The following is a 4,575-nucleotide window of genomic DNA, read 5'->3' as shown; positions in this document are numbered from 1 at the left end:
TGATCAGGCCCGCCCTTCTGGCATCCGGAGACCGGTCAGGACCGGTCGAACTCCCGCGCGGCCAGCGCCCGCACGATGCCCGCGCGCCCTTCCGAGACCAGCCGCCGCAGCGCCGCCGGATGCTCCCCGGCGAGCCAGGCATCGGCCGCGTCCACGGTGGCCTGCGTTACCGCCCAGGACGGGAACAACCCGATCACCGTGGGCTGCGCGCGCTCACTGGAGCGGCGCTGCCACACCTCGTCGATCTCGGCGAAGTAGCGCTGCACGTACGGGGCGAGCAGCTCGCGCTGACCGGGGTGCTGGAAACCGGCGATGATCGCGTCGCTGACCGCGTTCGGCAGCTCGTCGTCGTGCACCGCCCGCTGCCACGCGCGTTCTTTCGAGTCCTCGGTGGGGATCAGCGAACGGGCGCGTTCGGCGCGGCGCCTGCCGGTCGCGGTCTGGTCCTTGGCCAGTTCCGCGTCGATCTCGGTCTCCGCGGCCGCGCCGTGCGCCACCAGGGCCTGCAGCAGGTTCCAGCGCAGGTCGGTGTCCACGGTCAGCCCCGGCAGCGGCGCGGAGTCGTCCAGCCAGCCCCGCAGCACCGTGACCTGCTCCGGGTCCAGCACCGAACCGGCCAGCGAATTCACGAACGCGAGCTGGTGGTCCGAGCCGGGTTCGGCGGCGCGGGCCAGCTCCAGCAGCCGGGTGGCGTAGCGCCGCCAGCCCTCGCGCTGCCAGTCCGGGTCGGTGTAGGAGGCCAGCGCGGTCTGCGCCTGCAGCAGCACCCGCTGCACGACGCCGATCTCGCTTTCCGCGCCGATCCCGGAATCGGCGGAGCGGCCCAGCACCAGGCTGACGAAGTCGCGGGCCTTCAGCTCGGCCTCGCGGGTCATCTCCCATGCCGTGGACCAGCACAGCGCACGCGGCAGCGACTCGTCGAGATCGCCGATGCGGTCGATCAGGGTGGCCAGCGACTCCGGGTCCAGCCGCATCGTGCAGTAGGTCAGGTCGTCGTCGTTGACCAGCACCAGCTTGCCCCGGTGCACCCCGGTCAGGTCCGGCACCGCGGTGCGCTCGCCGGTCACGTCGAGTTCCACGCGGTGCGTGCGCACCAGCTTGCCGGTGGCCGGGTCGTCGTCGTAGACGCCGATCGCCAGCCGGTGCGTGCGCAGCTCACCGGCGCCGGGCCGGGCCCCGCCCTGCACCACCGTGAACTCGGTGAACCGGCCCTCGTCGTCGGTGGTGAACCGGGGGCGCAGCATGTTCAGCCCGGTGGTCTCCAGCCACTCCGCGCTCCACCAGGACAGGTCCCTGCCGGAGGCTTCCTCCAGCGCCTGCAGCAGGTCGCTCAGCGTGGCGTTGCCCCAGGCGTGCCGCTCGAAGTACACCCGCAGCCCGGCCAGGAAGTTGTCCAGCCCGACGTAGGCGACCAGCTGCTTGAGCACCGAGGCGCCCTTGGCGTAGGTGATGCCGTCGAAGTTGACCTCCACGGCCTGCAGGTCCGGGATGTCGGCGGCCACCGGGTGCGTGGACGGCATCTGGTCCTGCCGGTAGGCCCAGGACTTCTCCACGCTGGCGAAGGTCGTCCAGGCGTGCGCGTACTCGGTGCCGCCGACCTGCGAGAGCACGCTGGCCCAGGTCGCGAAGGACTCGTTGAGCCACAGGTCGTCCCACCAGCGCATGGTCACCAGGTCGCCGAACCACATGTGCGCCATCTCGTGCAGCACCGTCTCGGCGCGGCGCTCGTAGAGGTAGCTGGTGACCTTCGACCGGAACACGAAGTCCTCCAGGAAGGTCACGCACCCGGCGTTCTCCATCGCCCCGGCGTTGAACTCCGGCACGAAGCACTGGTCGTACTTGCCGAACGGGTAGGGAACCCCGAACGCCTTGTGGTAGAAGGCGAAACCCTGCTTGGTCTCGCGGAACAGCCGCTCGGCGTCGAGGTGCTCGGCCAGCGAGGCGCGGCAGTACAGCCCGAGCGGGATCGGGTCCTGGCCGGGTTCGCCGGGGAACTCGTCGCGCCACTCGGCGTACGGCCCGGCGACCAGTGCGACCAGGTAGGTCGACATCGGCCGGGTGGTCGCGAAAACGTGCGTGCGGCCCAGCTCGGAATCGGCGACCTCGGCCGCGGCGTTCGAGATGACCTTCCAAGACGCGGGCGCGTGCACCGTGATCTGGTAGGTCGCCTTCAGGTCCGGCTGGTCGAAGCAGGTGAACATCCGCTTCGCGTCGGCGGTCTCGAACTGGCTGTAGAGGTAGACCGCGCCGTCCACCGGGTCGATGAAGCGGTGCAGGCCCTCGCCGGTGTTGGTGTACTCGCAGTCGGCGTGCACGACGAGCTCGTTGTCCGCGGCCAGCTCCGGCAGCCGCAGCCCCTCCTGCTCCGAGTAGCCGGACACGTCCAGCTCGACGCCGTTCAACCGCGCGCCGCGCACCCGGCCCGCGATCAGGTCGATCCAGGTTTCCGCGCCGGCCTGCGCGCTGCGGAACCGGACCGTGGTGGTGGAGCCGAAGGTCCGCACGTCCGGCCCGCCCGCACCATCGGAGAGGTCCAGTTCGATCACGTAGGACTCGACGTCCAGCAGTGCGGCGCGCTGCCGGGCCTGGTCCTGGGTGAGGTTCGGCGGGGCCAACGGATCACCTCGTCGCTCGTAGGGTCGGTCGGTCTCCGGCGCGCCGTGGCCGCGCCGGTTCACAGGGGATGCCGGGAATCCAATCACGTCGGAATGCCGTCCGGCCGCCGGACGCCTGGACGACTCGCCCCGGCGTGTCGGCGAACCGCCTCCACCGCTGGACTTTCGCTGGGCATGCGCCCGGAATCCGGGAAAACCGGGAGATTCCCACCCGATCGGCGCGCTGCGGGAAGATCGGGGGGCGGCGGGGAGTTGCTAGGAGCAGCGGGCCGCGAAATCCGCCCGCGCCTACCGACAAGCGCCCGTGATGGCACGGAGCACAGTGGAGGGTGAATCCATGAGCGTCGCCGAACGCCCCAAGGTCGACTTCTACTTCGACCCGGCCTGCCCGTTCGCGTGGGTCTCGTCGCGCTGGATCCTCGAGGTGGACAAGGTCCGCGACATCGACCTGAACTTCCGGGTGATGAGCCTGGCCGTGCTCAACGAGGGCCGCGACCTGCCCGAGGAATACCAGGATTTGATGGCCAAGGCGTGGAAGCCGGTGCGCGTCGCCATCGCCGCCGCCCAGCAGCACGGCGACGAGGTGCTCGGCCCGCTCTACACCGCCATGGGCACCCGGATCCACGAACGGGAGATCAAGGACTACGACCAGGTCATCAAGGAGTCCTTGGACGAGGTCGGGCTGCCCGGCTCGCCGGCCGAGGCCGCGAACGGCACCGACTACGACGAAGCGGTCCGCGCCAGCCACCACGAGGGCATGGACCCGGTGGGCGACGACGTGGGCACGCCCACCCTGCACGTGGACGGGGTGGCGTTCTTCGGCCCGATCACCACGCGGATCCCGCGCGGTGAACAGGCGGGCGAGCTGTTCGACGGCGCGTACAAGCTCGCGTCCTACCCGTACTTCTTCGAGCTCAAGCGCACCCGCACGGAGTCGCCGCAGTTCGACTGAGGTGCCCGCCGAGGAGGTCCTGATCACGCGGCCGAGCGGGCGTGCGGCCGGGACGCTGCTGTGCCTGCCCGGCACGATGTCCGCCCCGGCCATCTTCGACGGACTGGCCGACCGGACCGGCGCGGACGTCGTGATCGCCCCGTGGCTGGCGTGGTCGGGACCGCACGACATGGCAACGCTCGGTGCCCGGGTCGCCGAGCTGGTGGTCGAGCACGCGCCGGTGGTGCTCGTCGGGCACTCCACCGGTGGCGTGATCGCATTGCGCGCCGCCCTGCACCGGATGCGTGGCTTGGCCGGTTTGGTGCTCAGCGACACCGGGGCGAACATGCGCGGGCACGGCGACGTGGACGCCATCATCGAGCACGTCCGCGCCGCCTGGGGCCCGGAGTTGTGGCGCGCCGTCGCGCAGCGCGGGGTGCACCTCCCGGTGCCGGAGCGCATCGCGGATGCGCTGGAAACCTACCCGGCGACCTTGCGCCGCTCCGCCGTGATCGATGCGTTGACCAGTCAGCGCGACACCGACCTGGCGCCGTTGCTCGGCGAGTTGGACCTGCCTGCCCTGGTCGTGCACGGGCGCTACGACCGCGCCCGCGAGCTCCGGCACGCGACCGAACTCGCCGAGCTGCTCGGCGCGCCCGCCCCGGTGGTGCTGGAGTGCGGGCACACGCCTGCCGCGGAGTGCCCGGAGTCGTTCGCGGCGCAGGTCCGCCGGTTCCTGGCGAACCTCGACTGATGGCGATCGAGGTCTGTGCACGCGTTCGCGGTTGTGCCAGTCTCGGTGTGCTGTTGCCGGTGTCACATATCGGGAGGAACGCATGGCGACCCCTACGGCAGTCCGGACCGAGCACGTGATCGACGGCGTGTACGTCGCCGGTTCCGGCGAGCGCATCGATGTGGTCGACCCGGCGACCGAGCAGGTGGTCGGCTCCGTCCCGGCAGGAACCGCCGCGGACGTGGACGCTGCGGTCGCGGCGGCGCGGGCGGCGTTCGACGGCTGGGCAGCGCGCC

Annotated in this window: 4 protein-coding genes; 3 read left to right on the top strand and 1 reads right to left on the bottom strand. The window is 71.1% G+C overall.

The features are described 5' to 3' along the window. Positions 1 to 35: 35 nt before the first annotated feature. Complete coding sequence (pepN, locus tag IJH84_RS18365) at positions 36 to 2,615, bottom strand: aminopeptidase N (protein WP_295146661.1); 2,580 nt, start codon at positions 2,613 to 2,615, stop codon at positions 36 to 38. Positions 2,616 to 2,952: 337 nt separating this feature from the next. Here pepN and IJH84_RS18360 point away from each other — a divergent pair, with 337 nt between their 5' ends. The 3 genes from IJH84_RS18360 to IJH84_RS18350 form a co-directional block, all read left to right on the top strand. Further along, positions 2,953 to 3,567 (top strand): DsbA family protein, encoded by a 615-nt coding sequence (locus tag IJH84_RS18360; RefSeq protein ID WP_295146659.1) that lies wholly within the window; start codon positions 2,953 to 2,955, stop codon positions 3,565 to 3,567. Position 3,568: 1 nt separating this feature from the next. Then, on the top strand, positions 3,569 to 4,300 hold the full coding sequence (locus IJH84_RS18355; RefSeq protein ID WP_295146657.1) for an alpha/beta hydrolase: 732 nt from the start codon (positions 3,569 to 3,571) through the stop codon (positions 4,298 to 4,300). 82 nt (positions 4,301 to 4,382) lie between these two features. Next, positions 4,383 to 4,575: aldehyde dehydrogenase family protein (locus IJH84_RS18350; protein WP_295146655.1), on the top strand; the 193-nt coding region annotated here is incomplete at its 3' end.

Origin of the sequence: Saccharopolyspora sp. (genome assembly GCF_017434145.1) — a bacterium.
Lineage (GTDB): Bacteria > Actinomycetota > Actinomycetes > Mycobacteriales > Pseudonocardiaceae > Saccharopolyspora_C > Saccharopolyspora_C galaxeae.
The sequence above is the reverse complement of the archived record's forward strand: the minus strand, read 5'-3'. Positions and strand labels throughout refer to the sequence as shown.

What these genes read in the sequence shown, in the direction of transcription:
- IJH84_RS18360 (WP_295146659.1), top strand. Translation starts at nt 2,953, where the DNA reads ATGAGCGTCGCCGAACGCCCCAAGGTCGACTTCTACTTCGACCCGGCC.